The sequence below is a fragment of the Streptomyces sp. MAI_2237 genome (assembly GCF_054189285.1).
In genome coordinates, this window is sequence record NZ_JAJPGQ010000009.1 from 1,427,212 (window position 1) to 1,453,972 (window position 26,761).

The 26,761-nt window shown below is 71.9% G+C and carries 21 protein-coding genes and 1 pseudogene; 8 read left to right on the forward strand and 14 right to left on the reverse strand.

From position 1 onward, the window contains the following. The first annotated feature begins 114 nt into the window (after nucleotides 1-114). Together LN251_RS41935 and LN251_RS41940 are read left to right on the forward strand one after the other, a co-directional pair. Nucleotides 115-1,465, forward strand: a pseudogene (locus tag LN251_RS41935) (amidase). A 56-nt stretch (nucleotides 1,466-1,521) separates the two neighbouring features. Continuing rightward, nucleotides 1,522-2,160 carry a LysE family translocator gene (locus tag LN251_RS41940; RefSeq protein ID WP_458249548.1) on the forward strand — a complete coding sequence of 213 codons (639 nt, stop codon included), beginning with the start codon at nucleotides 1,522-1,524 and terminating at the stop codon, nucleotides 2,158-2,160. A 15-nt stretch (nucleotides 2,161-2,175) separates the two neighbouring features. Here the strand turns inward: LN251_RS41940 and LN251_RS41945 are convergent. Both LN251_RS41945 and LN251_RS41950 read right to left on the reverse strand, forming a co-directional pair. Beyond that, nucleotides 2,176-3,107 (reverse strand): IS5 family transposase gene (locus tag LN251_RS41945; RefSeq protein WP_458248283.1). Its coding sequence is split into 2 segments (ribosomal slippage): nucleotides 2,176-2,772 and nucleotides 2,775-3,107, totalling 930 coding nucleotides; the frame shifts between segments, so codons are not numbered across the junction. A 248-nt stretch (nucleotides 3,108-3,355) separates the two neighbouring features. Next, nucleotides 3,356-3,529 (reverse strand): hypothetical protein, encoded by a 174-nt coding sequence (locus tag LN251_RS41950; RefSeq protein WP_110633937.1) that lies wholly within the window; start codon nucleotides 3,527-3,529, stop codon nucleotides 3,356-3,358. A 375-nt stretch (nucleotides 3,530-3,904) separates the two neighbouring features. Between LN251_RS41950 and LN251_RS41955 the strand changes: the two genes are divergently transcribed. The 4 genes from LN251_RS41955 (at nucleotide 3,905) to LN251_RS41970 (ending at nucleotide 7,588) form a co-directional block, all read left to right on the forward strand. After that, nucleotides 3,905-5,011, forward strand: a complete 1,107-nt coding sequence (locus LN251_RS41955; RefSeq protein WP_458249374.1) for an ABC transporter ATP-binding protein — start codon at nucleotides 3,905-3,907, stop codon at nucleotides 5,009-5,011. 57 nt (nucleotides 5,012-5,068) lie between these two features. After that, the gene (locus LN251_RS41960; protein WP_458249375.1) at nucleotides 5,069-6,256 is read left to right on the forward strand and encodes a permease; all 1,188 of its coding nucleotides are present in this window, start codon (nucleotides 5,069-5,071) and stop codon (nucleotides 6,254-6,256) included. Between the two features lie 95 nt (nucleotides 6,257-6,351). Beyond that, nucleotides 6,352-6,747 (forward strand): hypothetical protein, encoded by a 396-nt coding sequence (locus LN251_RS41965; protein ID WP_458249376.1) that lies wholly within the window; start codon nucleotides 6,352-6,354, stop codon nucleotides 6,745-6,747. Between the two features lie 25 nt (nucleotides 6,748-6,772). After that, the gene (locus tag LN251_RS41970) at nucleotides 6,773-7,588 is read left to right on the forward strand and encodes an SDR family oxidoreductase (RefSeq protein ID WP_458249377.1); all 816 of its coding nucleotides are present in this window, start codon (nucleotides 6,773-6,775) and stop codon (nucleotides 7,586-7,588) included. A gap of 17 nt (nucleotides 7,589-7,605) precedes the next feature. On the opposite strand, the gene LN251_RS41975 is transcribed toward LN251_RS41970, so the two are convergent. From LN251_RS41975 to LN251_RS42010, 8 genes are all read right to left on the reverse strand, one after another. Then, nucleotides 7,606-7,842: a hypothetical protein gene (locus tag LN251_RS41975; RefSeq protein WP_362987119.1), complete on the reverse strand. Its 237-nt coding sequence runs from the start codon at nucleotides 7,840-7,842 to the stop codon at nucleotides 7,606-7,608. Nucleotides 7,843-7,916: 74 nt separating this feature from the next. Next, nucleotides 7,917-9,410 carry an SDR family NAD(P)-dependent oxidoreductase gene (locus tag LN251_RS41980; protein WP_458249378.1) on the reverse strand — a complete coding sequence of 498 codons (1,494 nt, stop codon included), beginning with the start codon at nucleotides 9,408-9,410 and terminating at the stop codon, nucleotides 7,917-7,919. Nucleotides 9,411-9,514: 104 nt separating this feature from the next. Then, nucleotides 9,515-10,852, reverse strand: coding sequence for a wax ester/triacylglycerol synthase family O-acyltransferase (locus LN251_RS41985; RefSeq protein WP_458249379.1), 1,338 nt, complete (start codon nucleotides 10,850-10,852; stop codon nucleotides 9,515-9,517). A 156-nt stretch (nucleotides 10,853-11,008) separates the two neighbouring features. Further along, nucleotides 11,009-13,327 carry a GH92 family glycosyl hydrolase gene (locus LN251_RS41990; protein WP_458249380.1) on the reverse strand — a complete coding sequence of 773 codons (2,319 nt, stop codon included), beginning with the start codon at nucleotides 13,325-13,327 and terminating at the stop codon, nucleotides 11,009-11,011. A gap of 57 nt (nucleotides 13,328-13,384) precedes the next feature. Continuing rightward, nucleotides 13,385-15,994 carry a PA14 domain-containing protein gene (locus LN251_RS41995; protein ID WP_458249381.1) on the reverse strand — a complete coding sequence of 870 codons (2,610 nt, stop codon included), beginning with the start codon at nucleotides 15,992-15,994 and terminating at the stop codon, nucleotides 13,385-13,387. Nucleotides 15,995-16,124: 130 nt separating this feature from the next. Then, entirely contained in the window at nucleotides 16,125-17,345 is a 1,221-nt protein-coding gene (gene glgC / locus LN251_RS42000) for a glucose-1-phosphate adenylyltransferase (RefSeq protein WP_362987128.1), read from the reverse strand. An 81-nt stretch (nucleotides 17,346-17,426) separates the two neighbouring features. Beyond that, entirely contained in the window at nucleotides 17,427-18,578 is a 1,152-nt protein-coding gene (gene glgA, locus LN251_RS42005) for a glycogen synthase (RefSeq protein ID WP_458249382.1), read from the reverse strand. Nucleotides 18,579-18,615: 37 nt separating this feature from the next. Beyond that, nucleotides 18,616-19,335: a (2Fe-2S)-binding protein gene (locus tag LN251_RS42010; RefSeq protein WP_458249383.1), complete on the reverse strand. Its 720-nt coding sequence runs from the start codon at nucleotides 19,333-19,335 to the stop codon at nucleotides 18,616-18,618. 211 nt (nucleotides 19,336-19,546) lie between these two features. Here LN251_RS42010 and LN251_RS42015 point away from each other — a divergent pair, with 211 nt between their 5' ends. Further along, nucleotides 19,547-20,638, forward strand: coding sequence for a DMT family transporter (locus LN251_RS42015; protein ID WP_458249384.1), 1,092 nt, complete (start codon nucleotides 19,547-19,549; stop codon nucleotides 20,636-20,638). Here the strand turns inward: LN251_RS42015 and LN251_RS42020 are convergent. Next, complete coding sequence (locus LN251_RS42020; protein WP_458249385.1) at nucleotides 20,628-21,821, reverse strand: transglycosylase family protein; 1,194 nt, start codon at nucleotides 21,819-21,821, stop codon at nucleotides 20,628-20,630. The two genes, LN251_RS42015 and LN251_RS42020, sit on opposite strands and share 11 nt — an antisense overlap. A 279-nt stretch (nucleotides 21,822-22,100) precedes the next feature. Between LN251_RS42020 and gndA the strand changes: the two genes are divergently transcribed. Next, entirely contained in the window at nucleotides 22,101-23,540 is a 1,440-nt protein-coding gene (gndA, locus tag LN251_RS42025; RefSeq protein WP_458249386.1) for an NADP-dependent phosphogluconate dehydrogenase, read from the forward strand. Between the two features lie 587 nt (nucleotides 23,541-24,127). Here the strand turns inward: gndA and LN251_RS42030 are convergent. The 3 genes from LN251_RS42030 to LN251_RS42040 all read right to left on the reverse strand — a co-directional run bounded on the left by LN251_RS42030 (nucleotide 24,128) and on the right by LN251_RS42040 (nucleotide 26,757). Next, entirely contained in the window at nucleotides 24,128-24,481 is a 354-nt protein-coding gene (locus LN251_RS42030) for a GNAT family N-acetyltransferase (RefSeq protein ID WP_458249387.1), read from the reverse strand. 36 nt (nucleotides 24,482-24,517) lie between these two features. After that, nucleotides 24,518-24,937 (reverse strand): aspartate 1-decarboxylase, encoded by a 420-nt coding sequence (panD, locus tag LN251_RS42035; protein ID WP_383678171.1) that lies wholly within the window; start codon nucleotides 24,935-24,937, stop codon nucleotides 24,518-24,520. A 137-nt stretch (nucleotides 24,938-25,074) separates the two neighbouring features. After that, entirely contained in the window at nucleotides 25,075-26,757 is a 1,683-nt protein-coding gene (locus tag LN251_RS42040) for a SulP family inorganic anion transporter (protein ID WP_458249388.1), read from the reverse strand. Nucleotides 26,758-26,761 lie beyond the last annotated feature (4 nt).

Genomic DNA, 26,761 nt, shown 5'->3' on the forward strand with positions numbered 1-26,761 from the left:
TCCGGGGCAGAGTGCTCTCCGTACTGACGAGTACGGAAGAGCACGCAAGAACACGGACGCGTACGGACGCGTACGGACGAGCAAGCCCTGTGTACCGCACCCCGAGGAGCGCACGTGACCAGCTGGGTCGGCCGGACCGCCGCCGAGATCGCCGCCGCCGTACGCGAGAAGCGCGCCACACCGCGGGACGTGGTGGCCGAGCACCTCGCCCGGATCGAGCGGCTGGACGGCCGCGTCGGAGCGTTCCGGGTCGTGCGGGCCGAGGCGGCCCTGGCCGAGGCCGACGAGGTGGCCTCGCGTCCCGACCTGGCCGAGCTGCCGCTGGCCGGCGTGCCGGTCGCGGTCAAGGACAACCTCGCCGTGCGGGGTGAGGCCAACCGCGTCGGCTCGGCCGCGACGCCGGACACGCCCGCCGCCGAGGACCACGTCACCGTGGCCCGGCTGCGCGCGGCGGGCGCGGTGGTCGTGGGCCTGACGAACGTGCCCGAGCTGTGTGTCTTCGGCACCACCGAGGGTGTGCACGGCACCGCCCGCAACCCGTGGGACCTCACCCGCACGGCGGGCGGCTCCTCGGGCGGCAGCGGTGCCGCGGTGGCCGCCGGATTCGTGCCGCTCGCCCTCGGCAACGACGGGATGGGCTCCCTGCGCATCCCGGCCGCCAACTGCGGTCTGGTCACCATCAAGCCGGGCCACGGGGTCGTCCCGGCGGGCATCAGCGACGGCGACTGGTTCGGCATGTCGGAGAACGGGCCGCTCGCCACGACGGTCGAGGACGCCCGCCTGATGCTGGCGGTCCTCGCGGACACGGACCCCGAGGCGGTACGCCCGTCCGAGCCGGCCATGCGCAGGATCGCCGTCTCCCTGCGCAGCCCCCTGGCCGGTGTCACCGTCACCCGGCCCTGGACGACCGCGGGCCCGCGACGCCGCCGGCGTCCTGATCAAGGCGGGCCACCAGGTCCGCCGCGCCGACCCGCCCTACCCGCTCTCGCTGAGCACGACCTCCCTCACGCACTGGACGGCGGGCACGGCGGTGGACGCCCAGGACCTCGACCGGCGCCGGCTGACCCGGCGCACGCGGGTGCACGCCGCGGTCGGCCGCCGCTTCGTCGGCCGCGTCCGCGCCGGCGAGAGCCGGGAGCGGCTGCGCCGCCGGATGGAGCCGTTCTTCGCCGAGTACGACGTGCTGCTCACCCCCGCGCTGGCCCGCCGCTCCCCCAAGTCGGTGGCCTGGCACGAGCGGGGCTGGCTCGCCAACGTCCTCGCCAACACCAACTACTCGCCCCTCACCCCGCCCTGGAACCTGACCGGCTGGCCGGCGATGTCCGTCCCCTTCGGCACCTTGCCCTCCGGCGCGCCCACGGCCGTCCAGCTGGTGGGCCGCCCGGGCTCGGAGGCGGTGCTGCTGGAGGTGGCGCGGCAGCTGGAGGAGCTGCATCCGTGGCAGCGCACGGCGCCGCTGGACTGAGGGCCCGCGGAAAATAGGGCTGAGGACGGGCACCTCGTCGTGCTTGCATGAACAGCATGATGTCCACCGACCGACTGCTCGCCTTCGCGGCGCTGTCCCTGCTGCTGATCGTGATCCCGGGCCCCAGCGTCCTGTTCGTCGTCGGACGGGCGCTCGCCCAGGGGCGCCGGGCCGCGCTGACCACCGTGGTGGGCAACACGCTCGGCGCCTATCTGCTCGTGGTGGCCGTGGCGGTCGGCATCGGTTCCGTGGTGGAACGCTCCGTCCTGGTCTTCACCGCGCTCAAGCTGGCCGGCGCCGCCTACCTGGTGTACCTCGGCGTCCGGGCATGGCGCACCCGCGGCTCGCTGCGGGCGGCCTTCGCGGGCGGCGGAGAGGTCCACAGCGGGCTGCGCACGTTCTGGGAGGGCTTCGCCGTCGGCGTGACCAACCCCAAGACCATCGTGTTCTTCGCGGCCGTCCTCCCCCAGTTCGTCGACCGCGAGCGGGGGCACGTCACGCTGCAGATGCTGGTGCTGGGCCTGGTCTTCAACGCCATCGCGCTGGCCTCCGACAGCGTGTGGGGCCTGGCCGCCTCCACCGCCCGCGCCTGGTTCGCCCGCTCCCCGCGCAGGCTGTCGATGGTGGGCGGGACCGGCGGCCTCACCATGATCGCCCTGGGCGTGACGGTGGCCGTCACCGGCCGCAAGGACTAGGCGCTGTTTCTCGGATCATGTGCGGAGCCAGATGGTGAGTGCTGCGAGGGTGACTGTGCCGAGGTAGGTGTAGGCCCGTTTGTCGTAGCGTGTGGCGACGGCGCGGAAGCCTTTGAGGCGGTTGATGGCACGCTCAACGGTGTTGCGCTTCTTGTAGCGTTCGCGGTCGAATCCGGTGGGACGGCCGCCTTGGGAACCGCGGCTGCGTCGGTGTCTGCGTTGGTCGAGTCGTTCGGGGATGGTGTGCGAGATGCCGCGTCGTCGCAGGTAGCGGCGGTTGTCGCGGGATGTGTAGGCCTTGTCGGCCAGGACGTGGTCGGGTCGGCTGCGCGGTCGGCCGACGCCGTTGCGGGGCACCGACACCTGCTCCAGGACGGGCTGCAGTTGGGGGCCGTCACCGTAGTGTCCGGGTGTCAGGAGGAGGGCGAGGGGCCGGCATCGTCCGTCGGCTGCGAGGTGGATCTTGGTGGTGAAGCCGCCGCGGGAGCGTCCCAGACACTCGCCGATTGGACCACCTCCTCCAGCCGGACGGCCAGTTTCCGAAGAACCGAATCGACCTGGTTCGTCCGCGGAAGGGCCCCCCTTTGAGGGTCCGCGGGGGGCGGTGCCTTCCTCGCGCCGGCGGCGTGCTGGTGAGCCCGCACCGCCGTGGAGTCCACGGACACCTCCCAGTCGATGTGGCCCGCGGCGTCCTCGGCTGTCTGCACTTTCGACAGCAGCATCTGCCAGGTCCCGTCCGCTGACCAGCGGCGATGGCGTTTGTAGACGGTCTCCCACGGCCCGAATCGCTCCGGCAGATCCCGCCACTGGACCCCCGTGCGGACCCGGTAGAGCACACCGTTGATCACCCGTCGGTGATCGCTCCACCGGCCCCCACGTGCACCACCGCGAGGTAAGAACGACTCCAGCCGATCCCACTCCGCATTCGTCAGATCTCCGCGTCCCATGGAGTCAGCCTGCCCTCAACACCCCACCCAGGGAGGGAGATCCGAGAAACAGCGCCTAGCGCGCCCGGTGCACGACGCGACAGACACAGCCGCGGCCGCGGCATGATCGCGACAGACACAGCCGCGGCAGATCATGGCCGCGACACACGGAGCCGCGGCCGGTGTCGGCCGCGGCTGCTGTGCTCCGCGGGGGCGCGAGCGTGGCGTACGCCTCCACGGTCGGCGATCGCGAAGATCCTGCCGTGGGTTCAGTCGACGCTGGGCAGGATGTGGGGTTCGGCGAGGTCGTCCTCGTAACCCGCCAGGCGGATCGGGGCGGACCGGGCCCACACGTCCAGGCTGCCGAGCTCGCCGGGCCTGCGGCCGGCGCGCTCGGTGCGTTCCTTGGGGCGTTGATCGCGATTCGTCTTCTCCGGTGTCACCGCGCACTCCTTATGTGTCGGGTCACCCTCGGGGCATACCGGCCACTGTGTGGTCCGGCACCTGACGCCCGCTCGGGTGTGAGTCGAAAGCAGCTCGGACGCGGTGGCGCCGGTAACTCGAGTACGAGCAGGCCGTTGTGAACGGCTTGCCCCGGGACGGACGTGGGTGTGGGTGGGACCCTGTGGTGCTGTCCGTCCGGACCAGATTAACCAAATGAGCGGCACCCTGCTCTATGGGGCTGAAAACTTGAGGTTACTGTTGTAATTCATCCTGTTTCATTCCCCTCATGCGTCACTCTTTCGGACCATAGGCGTGCCGAACGGGCAACACCCGTTCCACTCTGGGTTCGAGGACCTGTCCGGGAGGGGGATGTCATGGCGTCCGTCACCTTCGACAAGGTCACCCGGCGCTTCCCGTCGGGCGACCGGCCGGCCGTCGACTCACTCGACCTCGAGATCGAGGACGGTGAGTTCATGGTGCTGCTCGGACCTTCCGGGTGCGGAAAGTCGACCTGTCTGCGGCTGCTCGCCGGCCTGGAGGACGTCGACGCGGGATCGATCCACATCGGCGTCCGTGACGTCACCCATCTTCCGCCCCGCGAGCGGGACGTCGCGATGGTGTTCCAGAACTACTCGCTGTACCCGCATTTGTCGGCTGCCGACAACATGGGCTTCCCGCTGCGGATCGCCCGCATGCCCCGGCAGCACGCCGGCGGCCGGGTGCGCTTCGCCGCGTCCCTGCTCGACGTCGAGCGGTACCTGCGGCGCGTGCCGCGCACGCTGTCGGGCGGCGAACGGCAGCGGGTGGCGACCGGGCGGACGCTGGTGCGGGATCCGCGGGTCTGCCTGATGGACGAGCCCCTGTCGAACCTCGACGCCCGGCTGCGGATGGAGACCCGGGGGCGGATCGTCCGGATGCAGCACCATCTGGGCATCACCACGGTGTATGTCACGCACGATCAGACCGAGGCGATGGCCATGGGCGACCGCCTCGCCGTGCTGAGGGACGGGGTGCTGCAGCAAGTGGGGCGGCCGCGCGAGGTGTTCGCGCGGCCGGCCAACACGTTCGTGGCCGGGTTCGTCGGCTCGCCGGCGATGAACCTGTTCCGCCTGCGGCTGTTCCCGGACGGCGTGTCGCTCGGCGGCCTGGACGTGCCGCTGCCGCGCTCCGTCCTGCGGGCCGCCGCGGCCGAGGGCGCCGACGAGGCCGTGCTCGGCGTCCGGCCCGAGGGGTTCGACGTCCTCGCCCCGCAGGATCGGACGGCGCCCGGGCTGGACCTGGTGGTGGACGCGGTCGAGGACACGGGCGCCGTCGTCCACCTCCACACGTCCGCGCCCTGGGCCCCCCGGCTCGGCGACATCGTGGTCCGGCTTCCCGGGCGTCCCACGCACTCCAGGGGGGAACCCGTGCGCGTGGCGCTGCGCACCGATGCCGCGCACTGCTTCTCGGCGGTGACCGGCACACGGTACGTATACCCCTAGGGGGTACAGTGCGGCGGAGACGTGTCACACCGGACGGACCGGAAGGACCACACCCCCATGGACGCGATCCTCCACGCGCTCTCCATCACCGGATCGATGACCTGGGAGATCACCTGGGCCCTGGTGCTGGGCTTCGCGCTGTCCGCCGTCGTGCAGGCGGTGGTCCGCAGGTCCACCGTCGTACGGCTGCTCGGCGACGACCGGCCCCGCACCCTCACCCTCGCGGCCGGCCTCGGCGCCGCCTCCTCGTCCTGCTCCTACGCGGCCGTGGCGCTGGCCCGCTCGCTGTTCCGCAAGGGCGCGAACTTCACGGCCGCCATGGCCTTCGAGATCGCCTCCACCAACCTGGTCGTCGAACTGGGCGTGATCCTCGCCCTGTTGATGGGCTGGCAGTTCACGCTCGCCGAGTTCACCGGCGGCCCGATCATGATCGTGGTGCTCGCGGTGATGTTCCGGATCCTCCTGCGCGAGCGTCTGCTGCGCGAGGCCCGCGAACAGGCCGGGCGGGGGCTCGCCGGGTCCATGGAGGGCCATGCCGCGATGGACATGTCGGTCGGCGGCGAGGGGTCGTTCGCCCGGCGGCTCCTGTCCCGCGACGGCTTCACCTCCGTCTCCCACGTGTTCGTCATGGAGTGGGCGGCGATCCTGCGCGACCTGGTGGTCGGGCTGCTGATCGCGGGCGCGATCGCCGCCTGGGTGCCCGACTCCTTCTGGCAGTCCCTCTTCCTGGAGGGCCATCCGCTGGCCGCCAAGCTGGTCGGCCCACTGATCGGCCCCCTGGTGGCGATCGCCTCGTTCGTCTGCTCCATCGGGAACGTGCCGCTGGCGGTGGTGCTGTGGAAGGGCGGCATCAGCTTCGGCGGCGTGGTGGCGTTCATCTTCGCTGACCTGCTGATCCTGCCGATCCTGAACATCTACCGGAAGTACTACGGCCTGCGGATGACCGGCTTCCTGCTGGTCACCTTCTACGGCGCGATGGTCCTCGCGGGCTACGCGGTGGAGCTGGTCTTCGGCGGCCTCGGGCTCATCCCCGACCAGAGCGCGGCCACGATCCCCGACGAGGGCGTCTCGTGGAACTACACCACCTGGCTCAACATCGCCTTCCTGCTGCTCGCCGCGGTGCTGGTGTGGCGGTTCTGGCGCACGGGCGGCCCCGCGATGCTGCGCATGATGGGCGGGGCACCGTCCGAGGAGGGCCACGAGCACGCCGGGCACGCCCACCACGACCCGCACGCACAGCACTGAAGGGGCGACGCAGTTCAAGTCCCGTTGGCCGGATCGAAACACGGCCATGATCTGCTGACGGACGGCAACGGCCTGTCCGGCGGGAGGACCGACGCATGGAGCTGCGCAGTGTCGAGGAGCTGATGGATCTGCTGTACGCCTGCCGCAGTCAGCACGCGCTGCGCACCGCCGCGCTGCTGCGCCGCAGCCGCCCCGCCGACAAGGAGCTCCAGCTGGCGGGGCTGGTGCACGACATCGGCCGGCTGCTGTGCCCCGGCGACGAGACCCGCCGCTCCGAGCACGCCGCCGCGGCGGTGCGTTCCCTGCTCGGCGAGCGCGTCCACCGACTCGTCCGCCGTGACGGCAGCGCCGGCGACGACGACCTGATGCGCCTCGCCCTGGCGGAGGAGGAGAGCCGGACCGCCGGGTTCGACGCCGGCGTCCTGGAGGACTGGCGCACCGTCCTGGAACTCGTCGCCGCCCGCAACTCCCGTCTGGGGGCTGTTGACTGACGGTCTGTCATGAGACGGTACGGCGATGACGTCGTCGTACCCGCAGGACGGACTGAAGGGCCGGGCCGCCGTGGTGACCGGCGGGACCCGGGGCATCGGGCGCGCGGTCGCCGGGCGGCTGGCCGCGGCGGGCGCACGGGTGTGCGTGACCGCCCGGGACGCGCGGGAGGTGCGGCGCACGGCGGCCGAGCTGGACGGGATCGGCGTCAGCGGCGACGTCGGCGACCCGGACCATCTGCGCGAGGTCGTCGACTCCGTGGTGCGGGCGTTCGGGCGGATCGACGTCGTGGTCAACAACACGGCCACCAACCAGCCCTACGGCCCGCTCATGGACGCCGACCCCGAGGCGTGGCGGGCGGCGTTCGCCGTGAACGTCGAGGCGCCGCTGCGGCTGGTGCAGGGCGCGTGGCGGGCGTGGATGGGCGAGCACGGCGGCTCGGTCGTCAACATCTGCACCGAGGGCGCCGGGCACGCCGGTCCGAACGTCGGCGCCTACGGCACCAGCAAGGCCGCCCTGCTGCACCTGACCCGGCAGCTCGCGGGCGAGCTCGCGCCGAGGGTGCGGGTCAACTCGGTCTCCCCCGGGCTGGTGCGCACCGAGATGGCCCGTTTCGTGTGGGAGCCCGAGGAGGCGCGGGTGGCCGCCGGACTGCCGCTCGGGCGCATCGGCGAACCCGACGACATCGCGCGGGCCGTGGTGTGGCTGGCCTCCGACGCGGCCGAGTGGATCACGGGCGCGGATCTGCTGGTGGACGGCGGCACACGCGTCAGGACGGCGCACTCCGCACGGGAGTACGCCGTCCACGACATGCTTCGCTCATACGCACCACCTCGCTCATGACGGTGGCTGAGGCTCCCTCACGGGAACAGTGCGATGCCGACCAGGATCAGCAGGATGATGCCCGCGACGAGCGCGACCGTGGCCCACGTGCCGCGGTGCTTGAGCGGACTCGTCTCACCGCCGCCGCCGCGCGGCCGGTCCTCCGGCAGTTGCGCGTGCTCGGGGCGGTCGCTGCCGTAGAACTGCTCGTCGGTGGGGTAGCGGTTGCGTGGGTCGTTCTGCGCTCGCGGATCGATACCGTGTGGACTGCTCATGGTCACTCCCTGGCGCGGTGTTCACCAGGGTCCGGGTTCCCGTGCGGCGCCGGACGACACGCGCGATCCGCGGATCACCACTTCCCGGGCGCGTAGTCCTTCAGGAAGACGCCGTACAGGTCTTCGCCCTGCTCGCCGCGCACAATCGGATCGTAGACCCGCGCGGCCCCGTCCACCAGGTCGAGCGGGGCGTGGAAGCCCTCCTCGGCCAGGCGCAGCTTGTCGAAGTGGGGACGCTCGTCGGTGATCCAGCCGGTGTCGACCGAGGTCATGAGGATGCCGTCGGTCTGGAACATCTCCTGGGCGCTGGTCCGCGTGACCATGTTCATCGCGGCCTTGGCGGCGTTGGTGTTCGGGTGGCCCGCTCCCTTGTAGCCGCGGCCGAAGACTCCCTCCATCGCCGAGACGTTCACGACGTAGGCCCGCTTGCCGGGCGCCCTGCGCGCGGCCTCGGCCATCGCCGGCCGCAGCCTGCTGATCAGGATGAACGGCGCGGTGTAGTTGCACAGCTGGGTCTCCAGCAGCTCCACCGGCGAGATCTGCTCGATGGTCTGCACCCAGGTGTTGCTGTCGACGACGTCGGGGACCAGGCCGCCGGCGTCGATGGCGGTGCCGTCGAGGTGCCGGGCGACGCTGGCGTTGCCCGCGACGAGGGCGAGGTCGGCGACCTGCTGGGCGTCGAGGCCGCTGGTGCCCAGGGGCAGGGCGGCCAGGCCGTCGACCGCTCCGGAGTTGAAGGCGCCGATGACGTGGTGGGCGGGCAGCTCGCCGGCGGGCAGCGGGGCGCTCTCGCCGTCGACGAGGGCGGCGTAGGCGGAGGGCAGGCGGCGCACGGTCTGCGTGGCGTTGTTGACGAGGATGTCCAGCGGGCCGGCCTCGGCGACCTGCTCGGCGAGGGCGACGGCCTGCGCCGGGTCGCGCAGGTCGATGCCGACGACCTCCAGGCGGTGCATCCAGTCGCCGGAGTCGTCCATCGCCTTGAAGCGGCGGATGGCGTCCTTGGGGAAGCGGGTGGTGATCGTGGTGTGGGCGCCGTCGCGCAGCAGCCTGAGCGCGATGTACATGCCGATCTTGGCGCGGCCGCCGGTGAGCAGGGCGCGCTTGGCGGTGAGGTCGGCGCGGGCGTCGCGCTTGGCCCGGTTGGTGGCGGCGCAGTCCGGACAGAGCTGGTGGTAGAAGTAGTCGACTTCCACGTACCGGGTCTTGCAGGTGTAGCAGGAGCGCGGGCGCTGGAGTATCCCCGCGACCCGGCCCTCCTCGGTGCGTGAGGACGGCAGGATGCCCTCGGTCTCGTCGTCGATGCGCTGGGCGGAGCCGGTCGCCGTGGCCTCCGTGACCGCCTTGTCGTGGGCGGTCTTCGCGGCCCGGCGCTCCTGACGGCGGCGCTGCTTGACCGAGCGGTAGATCCCGGCGGTGGCGCGGCGCACGGCGATCGCGTCCGGGTGGTCGACCTCCAGCTTGTCGAGCTCCTCCAGCACGCCGAGGCAGACGGCGAGCCGTTCCGGGTCGATGCCGGGCCCGTACACGACCTCGTCCGTGGTCGCCGGACCTTCCTCTGTCACCGTCATCGCGCTGCCGTTTCCCTGATCACCCGAGCGGCGCTCCGATCGCACCCGCCTGTCGAGGGATGGATTTTACGGAGCGCCGGGCCGGTCCTCCAAACGTGAGGTGCTCAGGACCCGCAGGCAGTGATGAGTGTCTCCACCTCCGCCGTCAGGGCCGCGGCCAGACGGTCCAGGTCCGGTACGGCCTCCGCGTCGGCGACGAGGCCGTAGTGGACCTGGCCGCGGTAGGTGGAGACGGCGACCGCGAGGGCCTGGCCGCGGGCCAGCGGGGCCAGCGGGTAGACCTCGGTGACCGGGTTGCCGCCGAGCTTCAGGCCGAGGCTGGGCAGGGGCACGCTGGTGACCAGGATGTCGAACCAGAGCCGGGCCGCCTGACTGACCAGCGGGCCGCCGAGCCGGTGGGCCAGCGGGGGCACGTGGTCGGCGAGCAGCGCGACGGCGCCAGCGCCCCGGTTGGGGCCGGCGTTCTTGTTGCGGTCCATCGCGGTACGGACCGTGCCGAGGCGGCCGAGCGGGTCGGGGTCGTCGACCGGGAGCCGTACCAGGTAGCCGGAGAGGCGGTTGCCCTGCGGGGTGGCGGTGCGCGGGCGGCGCTTGGAGACCGGGATCAGGGCGCGCGGCGCCACCCCCTCGCTGCCGTCGCCGCGCTCGTCAAGCCAGCGGCGCAGCGCACCGGCGACGACCGCGATGAGGACGTCGTTGACGGTGCCGCCCTCCGACTTGCGGATGCGGTGCACGTCGTCGAGGTCGATGACGACGCCGGCGGTGCGGCGGGTGCCGGTGGCCTCGGAGGTGAACGCGGACGACGAGCGCGCGGCGAGGCCGGACAGGGCCACGGAGGCGCCGATGTCCAGGGCCCGGCCCACGTCGGACACGGTGCCCCTGACCAGGTCCGGGAGCCGACGCACGTCGGGCAGCAGGCCGCCGCCGCTCGGTGCCTCGGCCCGGGGCCGGCGCTCGGGCAGGTCCATGGGGTCCAGGACGGCGGCGGCGAGGGCCAGCGCGCGCAGCCCGTCGGCCAGGGCGTGGTGGAACTTGAAGAGCACGGCGAAGGACACGCCGTCCTCGCCGGGCAGCACGTGCGCCTCCCACGGCGGCCTGCCGCGCTCCAGCGGGCGCTCCATGAGCCGGCCCGCGTCCGCGTGGAAGTCGGCGGTGGGGGCGTGCAGCCGGACGTGGTGGAGCGGGTCGAAGTCGGGGTCCGGCTCGCGGGTGGCACCGCCGAAGGCCAGGGGCCGGAAGGAGAGCGGCTGCCAGACGTCGCGGATCCGCATCCGCAGCCCGGGCACCGCGGCGGCACGGGCGGCGAGCAGGTCGGCCGCGTGGGCGCCGGCGGTGGGCGAGTGCGCCGAGAACACACCGAGGGCACCGAGGTGCATGGGGTGCTCGGCGGACTCGATGTTCCAGAACGCCAGGTCGAGAGGAGCGAGCAGGTCAGAAGTCAATGGCTTGCCTCGCGTCGAGGACGGGTGAGCAAGCAGTCAACCGCCCTCAGGCGATTACGGTCAAGTACGATCAAGCTACACACAGTTAACAGCAGATTAAGTCCCGCCACGAGTCCCGCCCCCGCGAGGGGGGCGGGACTGGTGTGGTACCTGGGGTCACTTCAGGGCGGGCGGCGCCGCCTGGGGTGACGTAGCCCACTCGGACGGGCGCGGGCCGACCGTGAAGGAGAGCGTGCGCATCGAGCGCAGATCCCCGGTGGTCAGGTACGCGCTGTCGTGCGGTGTGCCGTCCGTGCGCACCGACTGGACGTAGCGGTCGGTGGCGGAGGTGCCGGGGGCGGTGACGCTCAGTCCGCCGCGCGGGTAGTAGCGGCGGTCCAGGGTCAGGTCGACGCGGTCGAAGACCGGCGTGGACAGGCCCCAGGTGTCATAACCGGGCTGGACCGGGAAGATCCCGATCGACGACAGCACCATCCAGGCGGACATGGTGCCGAGGTCGTCGTTTCCGGTCATGCCGGTCGGACCGTCCGTGAACAGGGTCAGCGCCGCGTGCACGACGTCGGTGGTCTTCCAGGGCCGGCCGATGGACAGATAGGTGTAGGGGGCGATGAGGTCGGGCTCGTTCTGCGGGTTGTACTTGTCGGCGTTGTAGTAGTCGTACGGGCCGTTGACCCACACCTCGCGCGCCGTCTTCGCCGGGTCCTTGAGCAGCTGGTCGTAGGCGAAGAAGGAGTCGAGCCGGGTGTCGGCCGCGCGGGCGCCGCCGATCAGGTCCACCATGCCGGGCAGGTCCTGCGGCACCAGCCACTGGTACTGCCAGGACGTGCCCTCGTGGAAGCCCACGCTCTGCGCCGGGTCGGCGGGGCCGGTGAAGGCGCCGGAGGCGTCCCGGGCGCGGAAAAAACCGGTCGAGGGGTCGAAGACGGTGCGGTAGTTCTGGGCGCGGGCCGCGTAGCGTGCCGCGTCGGCGTCGTGGCCGAGGTCGCGCGCCATCTCGGCGAGGACCGCGTCCGCGAGGGCGTACTCCAGGGTGGCCGAGGCGCCCTGGTGGTAGTCCGAGTCACCGGGCTTCGCCTTCGGGCGGTCCTTGACGTACGGGGCGAAGCCGTTCGCGATGTACTCCTGGTTGGCCTCCCTGCCCAGCGACGGCGAGTCGGCGGGCGGCACCCCGTCGGCGTTCTTCTTCAGCGCCCGGTAGGCGCGTTCCTCGTAGCCGCGGAGCAGCCCCTGCTGGTAGGCGTTGGTCAGGAACGGGGTGACCGGGTCGCCGGTCATGATGTTCGTCTCGACCGTGCCGTAGCCCCACTTGGGCAGCCAGCCGCCGTCCTCGGAGACCTTGACGACCGAGATCGCCATGTCCCGGGCCTCGCGCGGCGCGAGCAGGGACAGCAGCTGGGACTGGGTGCGGTAGGTGTCCCACAGCGACCAGTTCTGGTAGTACGTGAACCCCTTCGCATGGTGGACCTTCTGGTCCCAGCCGCGGTAGCGGCGGTCGGCGTCGCTGCCGACGTTGGGCGCCAGGAAGGACCGGTACAGCGAGGAGTAGAAGGTGCGGCGCAGCGTCTCGTCGCCGCCCCGCACCCGCACCTTCGCCAGCCGGTCCTCCCACGACCGCCGGGCCGCCTCGCGCACGGCGTCGAAGGAACGCCCGCCCTCGGCACGGAGGTTGACCGCCGCGCCGGCCGCGTCGACGTACGACAGGGCCGTGGTGGCCTCGACGGTGCGGTCCTTGGTGGTGTCGAAGCGGACGTAGGCGCCGTCCGCCCCGGTGGTCGAACCGGCCGTGACCGCGGAGCCGTCCCAGGTGCCGTAGGCGGTGAAGGGGCGGTCGAAACGGGTGATGGTGTAGACGGTGTAGGGCCGGGTGCCCTGGCAGAAGCCGCTGCCGGTGATGGCGGTGCGCACCGTGCGGTCGTCGAGGATCTCGACCCGGCTCGCGCCCTTCTTGTGCAGCGACTGGCCCGCGTTCAGCAGGACGTTGGCCTTGTCGGTGGCGGGGAAGGTGTAGCGCTGCACTCCGGTGCGCGCGGTCGCGGTCAGTTCCGCGTCGATGCCGGTGTCCAGACCGACCCGGTAGTAGCCGGGGCTCGCCGCCTCGTGGTCATGGCTGAAGCCGGCGGCGTACTTGGCGTAGTCCGTCTGCGTGACGTCGCCCGTGGTCGGCAGGACGGGCAGGTCGCCGCCGATGCCGCAGCCGACGCCGGACAGGTGGACCAGGGAGAAGCCCCGGATGTGGGCCCAGGAGTAGTCGTAGCCGGTGTTGTGCCCGGTGTCCGGCGAGAGTTGCACCATGCCGAAGGGCACGGCGGCGCCGGGAAAGGTGTTGCCTTCGTTCTCGGTGCCGATGAACGGGTTCACCAGGTCGGTGAGCCTGGCGTCCCTCGGCTCGGCGGCCCGGGCGGCGGGGGCGGCGAGCAGCGCGGACGCTGCCACCACCCCCGCCGTGCACAGGCGCAGGCGCCGGGTCCATCTCATGTCGTAGAGCCTCCGTCGGGCGTGAGACAGCGTTGTCTGCATGATCGGGTCCGCGGGTCAGTCAGCCGCGCAACCCGCGGGATTCGGCTGCGACGCGTCGCGGATCAGCGCCTGCTGGGCGGCCCGCACGCGCTGGGCGTCCGGCTTGAGCACCCGGCGGTCGTAGGTGAGCAGACCGTTCAGCTCGCCCTCGACGTCGGAGATCTGCGTGTAGACGGCTCCGTTGCTCCCCCGGCAGGCAAGGGCACGCACCTCGGCGAGCTTCGTCAGGTAGTCGTCGGTGTAGGCCGCCGGGTCGACGTCGACGTACGACTGCTGGACCGACCAGGCGTGTCCGGGCACCGCGAGGCCCAGGCCGCCGTACTCGCCGCTGACCAGGGCGCGCCGGCCGTCGGGATGGGGTGGCAGGGCGGGGCTGGGATAGCCGTGCTCGTCCATGATGTCGCCGGTGCCGCCGTCGGCCCCGAGGTTGAGCCCGGACATGGAGTTGACCAGGCGGGTGGGGTCCCAGGCCTTGGCCTGGTCGGCGACGCGGGCCATGTCGTACTGGCCCCAGCCCTCGTTGAAGGTGACCCACATGACGACCGACGGGCTGCTGACGTGCTCCTCGATCACCTGTTTCATCTCGCGCTCGAACTCGGCGCGGGCGGCCGGGCTGGGATCGACACCGGCGGTCATCGCGGGCATGTCCTGCCACACCAGCAGGCCGAGCCGGTCGGCCCAGTAGAACCAGCGGTCGGGCTCGACCTTGATGTGCTTGCGCACGGCGTTGAAGCCGAGCTGCTTGTGCACCTTCAGGTCGTAGGCGAGCGCCTCGTCGGTCGGGGCGGTGTAGAGGCCGTCGGGCCAGAACCCCTGGTCGAGGGTGGCCATCATGAAGACGGGCTTGCCGTTGAGGAGGGTGCGCGGGACGCCGTCCACCTTCTCGACGGAGATCGAGCGCATCCCGAAGTAGCTGCCGACGCGGTCGGTGCCGACGGTGACCTTCAGGTCGTACAGGAAGGGGTCGTCGGGGGACCACAGACGCGGGTCGTGGAGGGTCAGGGTGAGCGGGCCTCCGGTACGGCCGCGGGCCGTGGCGACCTTGCGGTGCCCGGCGTACGCGGTCGCGGTGACGGGTACGCCGTCACGGACTCCCTGGGGTTCGACGGTGAGTTGCCCCTTGGCCACGTCCGGGGTGAGCTTGAGCGCGTCCACGTGGTCGCGCGCGACCGGCTCCATCCACACCGTCTGCCAGATGCCCGAGGTCGGCGTGTACCAGATGCCGCTCGGGTCCAGCCGCTGCTTGCCGAGCGGCGGGTTCTCGCCGGAGGCCGCGTCGGTCGGGTCGTAGACGCCGACGATGAGCTCCTGGGTACCGCCGGGCCTGAGCGCGCCGGTGACGTCGGCGGCGAACTTGTCGTAGCCGCCCTGGTGTTCGGTCACCTTGACGCCGTTGACGTACACCTCGGCGCGCCAGTCGACGGCCCCGAAGTTGAGCATCAGCCGCTTGCCCGAGCCGATCCTCCAGCCGGCCGGGACGGTGAAGGTGCGCCGGTACCACATGCGGTCCTCGTGCCGCTCCAGTCCGGAGAGCTGGGACTCCACCGGATACGGCACCAGGATGTGTTCGGCGAGGTTCCTGCCGACGGGCGGGCGCTCGCCCTCCTTGGCGGCGGCGAACTGCCAACGGCCGTTCAGGTTGCGCCAGTCGGTACGGGTCAGCTGCGGACGCGGGTACTCGGGGTGGGCGTTGCGCGGCCCGACCTGGTCGGCCCACTTCGTGCGCAGCTCGTACGTGGAGTGGTTGGGACCGCTGCTCCAGAACGCTTTGACAACGTTGCCGTCGGCCCCCGCGAGGCCGCCTTCGCCGTCGTAGCGGACGTCCGCCGTGCCGCGGGCGGTGCCGGTCTTGTCGCCGACGACGGGCTGGTCCAGCGCGACCACCAGGGTGCGGGGGTCGGCCGGGTCCAACTGCGCGCTCGACAGGGGCCACTTGGCGCCGCCGATCACGGCGGTCAGGTGGTCGGTGAGGCCGGCCGGGGGCGCGGCGAGGCGCTGGGCGAAGTCCAGCCGCAGGGTGCGGCCGGTGGCGGTGACGGTGGCCGCGACGGCGCCGTCGTAGTCCCAGCCGTCGGGCAGCCGGAACGCCGACTGCGGGACGGCCTCCTTCGTGCCGCCCGGCTCGGTCCAGCGCATATGGAGGTTGGAGCCGCCGTAGTGCTCGAAGTACTCGACCTTGATGTCGTAGGCCCGGCCGGCGGTCAACTCGACCGGCTGCGAAGTCTGTTCGCGGTCCCAGTCGTCGACCCAGTGGTCGACGACGAGAGCGCCGCCGATCCAGAGGCGGAAGCCGTTGTCGCCGGTGATCGAGAAGGTGTGGGGGCCGGTCTTCTCCGGGACGATCTTCCCGGTCCAGCGGACGCTGACGTCGTCGGACCGGCCGGTGGTGAAGGCGAGGCGTGGTTCGAGGTTGTCGAAGTCGAGGTTCGGATCGAAGCCGGTGGCCTTGAGCTCGTGGAAGTCGAAGGCGCCGGGGGCGGACTGGGTGTAGTACTCGCCCTTCAGACCGTGGACCTCGACCGGGTCCTCGGCGGCGGTGGCGGTGGGGGCGGCGACGAGGCCGACCGCGCCGAGCACCGCGGCGAGCAGTAACGCGAGCCTGTCTCTGAGACGTCTGGCGTGCACGGAACCCTCCCATAACAACGTTGTCATGGACAGCAGTTGGCATGACAACACGGATTCCGCTGTGCGTCCAGGGACATGACGACAGCCCCGGCGATCAATCCGCCGGGGCTGTCCTCGCGCACGTGCGCGGCTACGACACGACCTGTCCCTTGCCGAGCGCGATCACGCCGCCCTTGGAGACCGTGTACAGCTCGGCGTCCCGCTCGGGGTTGACGCCGATGGTCGCGCCCGGAGGCACCACCACGTTCTTGTCCAGCACCGCCCCGCGCACCACCGCGCCGCGGCCGATCTGGACGTTGTCGTGCAGGATCGAGCCCTGGACCACCGCGCCCGGGTCGACCAGGACGCCCGGCGACAGCACCGAGCGGGTGACCTGGCCGCGGATCAGGCAACCGGCGCTGATGATCGACTCACTGGCCATGCCGCCGGCGTTGAAGCGGGCCGGGGAGAGCTGGTAGGAGTGGGTGTAGATGGGCCACTGCCGGTTGTAGAGGTTGAAGGCGGGCCGCTCGGCGATGAGGTCCATGTGGGCGTCGTAGTACGCGTCGAGGGTGCCGACGTCGCGCCAGTAGCCGCGGTCGCGGGTGGTCTCGCCGGGGACGTGGTTGGCGCTGAAGTCGTACAGCTGCGCCTCACCGCGCTCGGTGAGCTGGGGCAGGATCGAGCCGCCCATGTCGTGCACCGAGTTCTCGTCCTCGGCGTCCCGCTGCAGGGCCTCGATCAGCGCCTTGGTGGTGAAGATGTAGTTGCCCATGGAGGCGAAGACGCACTCCGGGTCGTCGGCGAGACCGGGCGGGTCGGCGGGCTTCTCCAGGAAGCGCTCCACCGTCAGCCCGTCCGAGCCGGGCGTGATCACGCCGAACTGCGAGGACTCCGAGCGCGGCACCCGGATACCGGCCACCGTCACGCCCGCCCCGGACTCGATGTGCTGGGCGAGCATCTGGCGCGGGTCCATGCGGTACACGTGGTCGGCGCCGAAGACCACCACGTACTCGGGGCCCTCGTCGTGCACCAGGTTCAGCGACTGCAGGATGGCGTCCGCGCTGCCCAGGTACCAGCGCGGGCCCAGCCGCTGCTGGGCCGGGACCGGCGTGACGTAGTTGCCGAGCAGGCTCGACATCCGCCAGGTGGTGGTGATGTGCCGGTCCAGCGAGTGCGACTTGTACTGCGTCAGCACGCAGACGCGCAGGATGTCGCCGTTGACGAGATTGGACAGCACGAAGTCGACAAGGCGGTACGTACCGCCGAAGGTGACCGCTGGCTTCGCGCGATCCGCCGTCAGGGGCATAAGGCGCTTGCCTTCTCCGCCCGCCAGCACGATCCCGAGCACCGAAGGTCCGCCACGACGCATGGTCGCTCCCCTCACCGTGGTTGATCCATCCCTGCCCCTGCCCAGGGCGGAGTAAGCCTGTTCAAGGAGATCCCGTTCGTTCTACTCCTGCTTCAGGATCTCCTCGTAGAGGCGGACCGTACGGCGGGCGACGGCGTCCCAGCCGAACTCCGTCACCGCGCGCTCGCGCCCCGCCTCGCCCATCCGCCGTGCCGCCTCCGGGTCGCCGACCACCGAATCCAGGGCCCGCGCGAGAGAGGCCTCGAAATCGTCGTCCACGGTGACGAGTACCCCCGTCCGGCCGTCGTCCACGACCTCGGGGATACCACCGACCCGGGAGGCCACGACAGGGGTGCCGCAGGCCATCGCCTCCAGGTTCACGATGCCGAGCGGCTCGTACACCGAGGGGCACACGAAGGCGGCCGCGTGGGTGAGCAGCTGGATCACGTCGGGGCGCGGCAGCATCTGCGGGATCCAGTGCACATGGTCGCGGACCCGGCTCAGCTCCTCGTACAGCTCACGGAACTCGCGGTCGATCTCCGGGGTGTCCGGCGCCCCCGCGCACAGCACGACCTGCACGCCCGGGTCGATGTCCCGGACGGCCCGCAGCAGGTGCGGCACGCCCTTCTGGCGGGTGATGCGGCCGACGAAGAGGAGGTACGGGCGCCCGGTGTCCAGGCCGATGCGGTTGAGCACGTCGGTGCCGTGGTCGGGGCGGTACAGGGTGGTGTCGATGCCGTTGTGCACGATGTGGACCTTGGCCGGATCCAGTGCCGGATAGCAGCCGAGGATGTCCTCGCGCATGGCGCCGGAGACGGCGATCACGGCGTCGGCGGACTCGATCGCGGTGCGCTCGGCCCAGCTGGACAGGGCGTAGCCGCCGCCCAGCTGCTCGGCCTTCCAGGGGCGCAGCGGCTCCAGCGAGTGCGCGGTCATGACGTGCGGCACGCCGTACAGCATCTTCGCGAGGTGGCCGCCGAGATTGGCGTACCAGGTGTGGGAGTGCACCAGCTCGCGGCCCTCCAGGCCGGCGGCCATGGCGAGGTCCACGGAGAAGGTGCGCAGCGCGTCGTTGGCGGTGTCCAGGGCGGCCCAGGGACGGTGGCGTACGACGCCCACTCCGCGGCCCTCGCCCCAGCAGTGCACCTCCAGGTCGACCAGTGGGGTCAGCTCCCGGGCGAGGAACTCCACATGGACGCCCGCGCCGCCGTACACGTCCGGGGGGAACTCCCGGGTCAGCAGTCCCACACGCACCCGATACCCCTTGCCTCGGCGATCAGTTCCTTCATGGTCACCCAGATGCGCCGCGCGCGGAAGGGCGCGGCGGTCGTGTGAAGCAACAGTCACCGCACACGCCCCCGCCGGGCACCCGGTAGTACAGGCAGCAGCTGCGGCGGCGGAAGGCGGCGCCGGTCAGGGTGCCGGTGCCCGCCAGGAGGGGGTGGGCGAGGAGCGCGGCGGTGAGGGGGCGGGCCGCGGGGCCCAGCTGCCGGGCGGTGCCGGCGAGCGCGGAGGCGGCGTTGCCCCGCAGCAGGCCGGGGGCGATGCGGTAGCGGGCACGCAGTGCCTCGGCCAGGGGTTCGAGGTGGGCGTGCAGGACGACGCCGGCGACGGTCTCCGGGTCGGCGGGCAGCGGGCGGGCCTCGGACAGCCACAGGTCGCCGGGGGCGCTCGCGCCGGGGTCCCAGTGCAGCAGCGCGGGGTCGAGGTCGGGGACGGCGCCGTAGGCGAGGGCGCAGCCGAGCGTCACCGACCACAGCCGGGCCGCGAACCCCAGCTGGAACACGGAGGCCGCCACCCTCGGCTCCGGGGTGCGGAGCGCGGCCGCGACCTTCTCGACCCTCGAGACGACCGGATCGCCTTGAGCGCCCGACGGCCGGTACCCGTACGTCTCGGCGAGGCTCGGCAGAGCGGAGGGCGGCGCTCCGCCCGTGCGTAGTACGAAGAAGCCGCCGAGCGCTCGGAGGGCGGCGAGTTCGGGGTCGAGGTCCACGAGGAGCAGTAGTACCAAGCCCCCTAGGGGGCGGCTTCCAGGGGTGTCCACCCGGCGTCGCCCACCCTGGGGATGACGGTGCCCGATTCGTACTCCATCGGCAGTAGGACCCATTGCGTGCTCAGGGACGACGACGGGAACAGATCGACAGGGCATCGTGTTGTGCCATGAAGGCCGACCGTTCGCCGCGCCGGGATCACCGCCCGCGCCATACGCAGAGGAGCAACCGATGAGTGCCCTCGCGTTGTCCGTGCTCCTCTCCCTCGTCTCCGCCGTCGCCTACGCCGGCGGGGCGATCGTGCAGGAGCGCGTGGCGGTGTCCTCGCCGGGTGAGCAGTACGCGCCGCTGCACCGGCCGTCCTGGTGGGCGGCGGTGGCGCTCAACGGCCTCGGCGGGCTGCTGCACGTGGTGGCGCTGGCCTACGGCCCGCTCAGCCTGGTGCAGCCCCTGGGCGCCCTGACCATCGTGTTCGCGCTGCCGATGGCGGCGCTGTTCGTGGGCCGCAGGGCCGGTGCGACCGCCTGGCGGGGCGCGATCATGGCGACCGTGGGCCTCGCCGGCCTGCTGGCCCTGGTCGGCACGTCCGACGGGCACTCCCTGGACACCGCCCAGCGGGTGGCGGTGGCCGTGGTCACCGGCGGCGTGGTCGTGACCCTGATGATCGCCGGCCGGGCCGCCCACCGGCACCCGGCGGTGCGCAGCATGCTGCTGGCGACCGGGTCCGGCATAGCGTTCGGCATGTCCTCGGTGTTCACCAAGACCGTCGCGGTCGACTGGAGCGACGGCGTGAGCGCGGCCGACGTGCCGTCCCTCGCCGTGATCGGCGTGTTCGCCACGGCCGGCATGCTGCTGTCCCAGGCCTCCTACCGCGGCGCGGGCCTCGCGGCCCCGCTGGCCACCCTGACGGTCGTCAACCCGGTGGTGGCGGCCGCGGTCGGCATCACGATGTTCGGCGAGACCTTCCGCTACGGCACCACGGGCACCGCCCTCGCCCTGAGCTGCGGCGTGGTGGCGGCCGGCGGCCTGATCCTGCTGACGACGGAGCGGCTCGCCCACACCGCCGCGGAGGCCGCGCCGGCCGTCGGGACCGGGCCGGCCGCCGAGCCGGAGCCCGCACCCGTCGCGCCCGTCGAGGACCTGCTCGCCGCGGAACTCCTGGTCCCGGCGCAGGTGGGCCCCGCGGTCCTTCAGGTCGCCTACGACGAGACGGACGAGCTCTCGCTCGACCCGGCCCGCTACCGCTTCTACGGCCCGTTCTACGGAGGTTCCTACATCCCGGCGCCGGCGGTGGACCGGCACCGGGTGCGCGTCAAATCCTGACGCCTCCGGCCCTGAGATAGGCGAGAGGGTCGATGTCGGAACCGAAGCCGGGCCCCGTCCGCACCTCGAAGTGCAGATGCGGGCCCGTCGCGTTGCCCGTGGCCCCCGAGCGGCCGATGCGCTGACCGGGGCTCACGCTCTGCCCGGCCCGCACCGAGATGGCCGACAGGTGGCCGTACTGCGTGTAGCGGCCGTCGGAGTGCCGGATCACCACCTGGTAGCCGTAGGACCCGCCCCAGCCGGCGCTCACCACGTGTCCCGCGGCGACCGCCTTCACGGAGGTGCCGGTGGGGACGGGGAAGTCGACACCGGTGTGATAGCCCTTCGACCAGGAGGAGCCCGGCACGTGGTAGCCGGTGCCGATCGGGCCGTTGACCGGGGCGACCAGGGCGTGGTGGGTGGGCGCCTTCTCGGTCCTGTGGGTCTTCTCGGTCCTGTGGGTCTTCTCGGTTTTGTGGGTCTTCTCGGTGGTCGAAGAGGCCTTCGACGGCGAGGACTTGTGGCCGGGGTGGGCCGGCGCGGGGGCCGAGCCCCGCAGGTTCAGCCGCTGGCCGGGCAGGATCAGGTCCGGATCCGCCCCGATCGTCGTGCGGTTGGTGTCGTAGAGCCGCCGCCAGCCGCCCGTGACGTGCTCGGTCTCGGCGATCTCGGACAGGCTGTCGCCGCGCACCACGGTGTACATCTCGGCCGTGCCCGCCCGAGACTGGGGCGTGGTGTGCGCCTGGACGTCCTTCACCGACGTCTTCTTCGCGCTCTGGGCACTCCTCGTGCCGGCACTCTCGGTGTGGACGTCCGGGGTGCCGCCGCCGCGGGACAGTCCGGCCTGGACCGAGCAGACCGGCCAGGCGCGCGGCCCCTGTCCGTCGAGGACCTTCTCGGCGACGGCTATCTGCTGGTCCTTGGTGGCCAGATCGGCCCGTCGGGCGTACACCCGGCCGCCGTAGGCCTCCCACGTGGACTGGGTGAACTGGAGTCCGCCGTAGAAGCCGTTGCCGGTGTTGACGCTCCAGTTGCCGCTGGACTCGCACGCGGCGACCTTGTTCCAGGTCGACACGTCGGCCGCGTGCGCGGTGCCGGCTCCGATCAGCGGGATCGCCATTCCCGCGCTGCCCGCGGTGACGGTGAGTGAGGCGCGGTTGATCCTGTTCGGCTGATACCGGCGGTGCCGGCCGCGTACGGCCATGAAAGCTCCCCCTCGACATGCGTCAGGAGGGCCAAAAGTAAGCGCCGCGAACAGGCCATGACAAGACGGCAATCGGCCGCCCTGCATCTCAAGCCGTCAGGAATACACATCAGTTGCGGATCGGCTGAGGCGGGTGGGGCCCGTCGTCCGTACTTGCGTACGCCACGCCGGACAACCCGGACATGCGCCGGGCGTACCGGCACGTCAGGATGGTCGGTGGGGCGATACTGGCGGGCACGAGCGGCACCACCGACACCGGATCCTCAAGGAGCCAACCGAATGAGCAAGACAGCCCAGATCGGCGTCACCGGACTCGCGGTCATGGGCCGCAATCTCGCCCGGAACTTCGCGCGCAACGGCTACACGGTCGCCCTGCACAACCGCACGTCGGCGCGTACGAACGCACTCGTGGAGGAGTTCGGGGACGAGGGCGACTTCATCGCGACGGAGACCGCAAAGGAGTTCGTGGCGGCGCTGGAGCGGCCACGGCGGCTGGTCATCATGGTCAAGGCGGGCGGCCCGACGGACGCGGTGATCGACGAGTTCGCGCCGCTCCTGGAGCCCGGCGACATGATCATCGACGGGGGCAACGCGCACTTCGCGGACACCCGCCGCCGCGAGGCCGCGCTGCGCGAGCAGGGCATCCACTTCGTCGGCATGGGTGTCTCCGGCGGTGAGGAGGGCGCGCTGAACGGGCCGAGCATCATGCCGGGCGGCCCGAAGGAGTCGTACGACTCGCTCGGTCCGATGCTGGAGAAGATCTCGGCGAAGGCGAAGGACGGCGCGCCCTGTGTGACGCACGTCGGCCCCGACGGCGCCGGGCACTTCGTGAAGATGGTCCACAACGGCATCGAGTACGCCGACATGCAGCTGATCGGCGAGGCCTACCAGCTGCTGCGGGACGTCGCCGGCTACTCCCCCGCGCAGATCGCCGAGATCTTCCGCACCTGGAACACCGGCCGGCTGGACTCCTACCTGATCGAGATCACCGCCGAGGTGCTCTCCCACGTGGACGCGGCGACGGGCGAACCGTTCGTGGACGTGGTGGTGGACCAGGCCGAGCAGAAGGGCACGGGCCGCTGGACGGTCCAGATCGCCCTGGACCTCGGGGTGCCGGTCTCGGGCATCGCGGAGGCGGTCTTCGCCCGGTCCCTGTCGGGCCACGCGGCGCTGCGCGAGGCGTCCCGCGGCCTGGCGGGCCCGAAGGCCTCGCCGCTGTCGGAGTCCGAGGCGGGGGCCTTCGCGGACCGGGTGGAGCAGGCCCTGTACGCGTCCAAGATCGTCTCGTACACGCAGGGCTTCCACGAGATCGCGGCGGCCCGCGAGGAGTACGACTGGGACATCGACCTCGGCGCGGTCTCGGCGATCTGGCGGGGCGGCTGCATCATCCGCGCGGCGTTCCTGGACCGGATCCGCTCCGCGTACGACGCCCGCCCCGACCTGCCGAGCCTGCTGTCGGACGAGACCTTCGCCCAGGAGATCGCGGCCGCCCAGGACGACTGGCGCGAGGTCCTGGTCGCCGCGACCCGCCAGGGCGTGCCGACCCCCGGCTTCGCCGCGGCCCTCGCCTACTACGACGCCCTGCGCGCGGAGCGGCTGCCGGCGGCGCTGACGCAGGGGCAGCGGGACTTCTTCGGCGCCCACACCTACCGGCGCACGGACCGGGACGGGTCGTTCCACACCCTGTGGGGCGGCGACCGATCGGAGGTGACCGCGTAGGCGACCCGCTTCCCGACGGGCTGAACGGGGCGACGGACGGCCGAGCGGCCGTCCGTCGCTTCTTTCGTGCGCGCCGCGGACAGCACGGCGGGCCCGTCAGCTCAGCGGCGGCCCCGGTTCCGGGTTCGGCACCGGTTCCGGCCCCGGCGGGATCGGGGACGGGTCCGGGGGCGGAGTCGGCGTCGGCGGTGACGGGGGCTGCGGCGGCGGGGTGGGCTGCGGCCCGGGGGGCGGCTGGGGGTTCGGGACCGGAGACGGGTACGGGTCCGGCGGCTGGGGGCCCGGGCCGGGCTCGGGCGCGGGCGGTACGGGGTCCGGGCCCGGGTCGGGTCCCGGCGGTACGGGGTCGGGGTACGGGTCGGTCATCAGGTCCTCCGGCCAGTCGGTCGACGTCGGCTCTGGACTACTCCCCCGCGTACCCGGGCGCCGTTTCCCCACTCACCCGCCCGAAGGACGACCTGGGTCCGGTCGGCCCCGCCCGGCGAGCGCCGGTGCCGGACGACATCGGGTGCGGGAGAACACGGCGCCGCCCCGGCCTGCCGTCGTGCACGGCATGGGCGGCCGGGGCGGCGCCGTGTGACGTCGGCTCAGAACCGTCCGGGGTGCGCCGCCAGCCACTGCTTCGCCGCGCGCAGCAGCTCGGGATCGGCCGTCCCGGCCACGTCCGGGTGGCGCTCGGCCCACTTCACGACGTACGGGCACAGCGGGGCGACGACGACGCCCTCGCGCTCGGCGATGGCGTACAACTCCCGTGCCAGGGCCCCCGCGATGCCCTTCCCCTCGTGCGCCGGCTCCACGATGGTGTGGACCGGGACCAGGGCGCGCCGGGGCGATTCGAGGACGAAGTACTCGATGTGGCCGACGACTTCGCCGTCCGCGCCGTCACCGAGGGCCTCCAGCCGGCCCGCCGCGCGGTCGTCGCGGATCTCGATGTCACTCATGGGGCACGCTCCTGGTCGAAGGGCGGCAGTCCGGGGTCAGGCCGTCACGGCCTGCGGGCTGCGCTGCTGGTCCGAACCCGGTACCGGCTCGGAGGGGTCGGCCCCCAGGGCCACGATGCGGTTGTCGCGGTCCACGTGCACGACCCGCGGCCGCAGTGCCCGGGCCTCGGCGTCGGTCACCTGAGCGTAACTGATGATGATCACCAGATCGCCGGGCTGGACGAGGTGGGCGGCGGCACCGTTGATGCCGATCACACCCGAACCGCGCTCGCCCTCGATGACGTAGGTCTCCAGACGCGAGCCGTTGGTGATGTCCACGATGTGCACGAGTTCGCCGGGCAGCAGATCGGCGGCGTCGAGCAGATCGGCGTCGATGGTCACCGATCCCACGTAGTGCAGGTCGGCCTGGGTGACGGTGGCTCGGTGGATCTTGGACTTGAACAGAGTACGCAGCACTTGGACTCCTAGAAGACGGCTCCCCGCCGGCTATCTGCAGGTCAGGGGCGTCGCTCACTGTACAACGGCATGCCTTTCGATCGAAGGCGTGCCAGAAGATCGTGCTGGGCCGGCAGGCGCCGTGGCGAAGGGGCGGGTCAGGTGCCGGTTCTGGCCGCTTCGACCGCCGCCCGCACCGTGGGATACACACGCCTGAGCTCCGTCCTGGCCTCGGCCGTGCGCAACACGTCCCTCACCTGGCCCACGTCGCGGGCGAGCAGGAGCCGGACTCCGAGGTCCTCGAGTTCCTCGGCCAGGCTGTCGAGCATGCGCACGGCGCTGACGTCCACGAAGGGAACCGTTTCGGCGTCGATCACGACCGCCGTCACCCCTTCCCGGGCGGCGGCCCCCCGGGCCTCGGACCGGATCCGCTCGGCGTTGGCGAAGTAGATGCCGGCCTCGACGCGCAGCACGATCACTCCGGGAATCCTGCGGCTCTCGCTGTGCCGGTCGAGTGCCTCGAAGTGACCGTTCCCGGGCATCTGCCCCATCTCGCTGATGACCGGGCGCGAGGAGCGGTACAGGAGCAGGAGCAAGGAGACGCCGATGCCGATGAAGAGGCCGGGCAGCGTGTCGAACACCATCACCCCGAGCATCGCCGCGACCGCGGCCGTGAAGTCCGGCCGCGCGGCGACGCCGTAGGCCTGTCCGAGCCGGCGGGTGAAGACGCGGTACAGGGAGACCAGCGAGTGGATGTCGACCAGCTCCACCACGGCCGCGATCACCACCCCGGCGAGCACCGCCTCGGGTAGCTGTTCGAAGAGGCCGGTGAGGAAGAGGAGCGTGATCACCGTCAGGGCGGCCACGAGGATTCCGGAGAGCTGGGTGCGTGCGCCCGCCGACCAGTTGACGGCGGTCTTCGACAGGCTGCCGTTGACGACCATGCCACTGGACAGGCCGGCACCCAGGCCGGCGGCGCCGAGCCCGATCAGCTCGCGGTCGGCGTCGACGTCGTAGTGGTCGCGGGCGGCGTAGTTCTTCGCCGCACCGAGTCCCTCGGCGAAGGCGACGAGCGTCACGCCGACGCTTCCGGCGGCGAGGCCGCCGAGGTCGTCGACCGAGACATCGGGGAAACCGAACGAGGGCAGACCGGTCTCGATGGTGCCGACGACGTCGACACCATGGTCCTGCAGATCGAAGGCCGCGGCCGCGGCGATCCCCAGTGCCACCGCGATCAGCGAGCCGGGGACCCGGGGGGCGACCCGTTTGAGCACGAGGATCAGGACGAGGCTGCCCACGCCGACCAGGACGGTGAAGCCGCTGGTGCCGCCGAGGTCTTCGATCAGGGCCCAGATCTTCTCGAAGAAGTTCCCCGACCCGCCCTCGACCCCGAAGAGCTTCGGCAGCTGGCCCGCGATGATCGTCAGTGCCAGGCCGACGATGAAGCCCTTCAGCACCGGCTCGGAGATGAAACTCGCGAGGAAGCCGAGGCGCAGCAGTCCGGCGAGGAGCGCCGCGATGCCCACCGTGAAGGCCAGTGCCGCCGTCAGCGCGGCGAAGTGCGCGCCGGAACCGCCCGCGGCGTCGCCGACGATCGCCGCCGAGAGTGCCGCCGTCGCCGCCATGGGCCCGACGACCAGGTGTCTGGAGCTGCCGAAGGCGGCGTAGAGGAGCAGGGCCGCCGGCGCGGCGTAGAGGCCGACGACCGGCGAGACGCCGGCGATCGTCGCGTAGGCGAGCGCCTCGGGCACGAGAACCGCCCACACGGTCATCCCGGCCAGCGCGTCCCGCCCCAGCCACTGCCGCCGGTAACCCCGCATCGACGGGAACAGACCGTGCATGTCC

Bases quoted from the DNA above. Each gene is read 5' to 3' on its own strand.
- LN251_RS41940 (WP_458249548.1), top strand. From the start codon at position 1,522: ATGATGTCCACCGACCGACTGCTCGCCTTCGCGGCGCTGTCCCTGCTG.
- LN251_RS41955 (WP_458249374.1), top strand. From the start codon at position 3,905: ATGGCGTCCGTCACCTTCGACAAGGTCACCCGGCGCTTCCCGTCGGGC.
- LN251_RS41960 (WP_458249375.1), top strand. From the start codon at position 5,069: ATGGACGCGATCCTCCACGCGCTCTCCATCACCGGATCGATGACCTGG.
- LN251_RS41965 (WP_458249376.1), top strand. From the start codon at position 6,352: ATGGAGCTGCGCAGTGTCGAGGAGCTGATGGATCTGCTGTACGCCTGC.
- LN251_RS41970 (WP_458249377.1), top strand. From the start codon at position 6,773: ATGACGTCGTCGTACCCGCAGGACGGACTGAAGGGCCGGGCCGCCGTG.
- LN251_RS41975 (WP_362987119.1), bottom strand. From the start codon at position 7,842: ATGAGCAGTCCACACGGTATCGATCCGCGAGCGCAGAACGACCCACGC.
- LN251_RS41980 (WP_458249378.1), bottom strand. From the start codon at position 9,410: ATGACGGTGACAGAGGAAGGTCCGGCGACCACGGACGAGGTCGTGTAC.
- LN251_RS41990 (WP_458249380.1), bottom strand. From the start codon at position 13,327: ATGAGATGGACCCGGCGCCTGCGCCTGTGCACGGCGGGGGTGGTGGCA.
- glgC (WP_362987128.1), bottom strand. From the start codon at position 17,345: ATGCGTCGTGGCGGACCTTCGGTGCTCGGGATCGTGCTGGCGGGCGGA.
- LN251_RS42015 (WP_458249384.1), top strand. From the start codon at position 19,547: ATGAGTGCCCTCGCGTTGTCCGTGCTCCTCTCCCTCGTCTCCGCCGTC.
- LN251_RS42020 (WP_458249385.1), bottom strand. From the start codon at position 21,821: ATGGCCGTACGCGGCCGGCACCGCCGGTATCAGCCGAACAGGATCAAC.
- gndA (WP_458249386.1), top strand. From the start codon at position 22,101: ATGAGCAAGACAGCCCAGATCGGCGTCACCGGACTCGCGGTCATGGGC.
- LN251_RS42030 (WP_458249387.1), bottom strand. From the start codon at position 24,481: ATGAGTGACATCGAGATCCGCGACGACCGCGCGGCGGGCCGGCTGGAG.
- LN251_RS42040 (WP_458249388.1), bottom strand. From the start codon at position 26,757: ATGCACGGTCTGTTCCCGTCGATGCGGGGTTACCGGCGGCAGTGGCTG.